1 pseudogene is annotated in these 731 nt (G+C 58.0%); it reads right to left on the reverse strand.

Annotation, left to right across the window (positions count from 1 at the left end):
* Positions 1–623 (reverse strand): annotated as a pseudogene (locus tag ACR0C6_RS21735) (flagellar motor switch protein FliG); the annotation flags it as partial.
* Positions 624–731 lie beyond the last annotated feature (108 nt).

Here is a 731-nt window from a genome sequence, read left to right on the forward strand (position 1 = left end):
GCCAGTGACCAGCCGATCCGCTCAACCGCTTCGGGCGTGACATTTGCTGTTTTCGAGATTGCGTAGGTGATCCGCCGCGCCACCGGACCCGGCATGTGGCCCAGCATCTGCGCCGCCTGTGCCGTATCCATTTTTGAAAGCATCACAGCGGCCACTTCAGTGCTTTCCGCCTGTGCCATGGCCGCAAGGTCCTGGGCTGGTATGTCGCGCAACCTTTGCCAGGGATCACCGATCTGACGAACTCCGGCAACTTTGCGCAAACGCGCGGCTGTCGCGGGTGTGATTTTTCCACTGACGGCATCCAAGGCCCCGGCAAGACCATGTGGAAAGGCCAGACCGACATTGTCCAGGGCTTCGCTGAATTCCTGCGCCACAGCACCCAGAGTCGCCCGGTCTACAAGGCCCATTTCCCCCAATTGATGTGTCAGTTTCTCTTGCAGGTCATCGGGAAGCTCCTCCAGCGGAAGATCGGCGCCGTCGTTCAACAACAGGCGCACGACAACAGCCGCCTTTTGACGGCTGGTCAAAGATCGGGGAACAAGGCGCGGGCTGTCGCCACCTCCTGCGGAAAATGGGGCCGAAGCCCCTTGAACCGTTTGAATTAATGCGTTGGTGTTCTGCATCTGCCTGTGGAGCTAAAGTTTTCAAACCACAGGCAGATTAGAGAGAGTTGGGTTAAATAACCCTGAACCTTAATAGCTGTATGTCAGGCCCGTTCGGATCGCTTCGCG

This window comes from Ruegeria sp. AL12, from assembly GCF_056540885.1.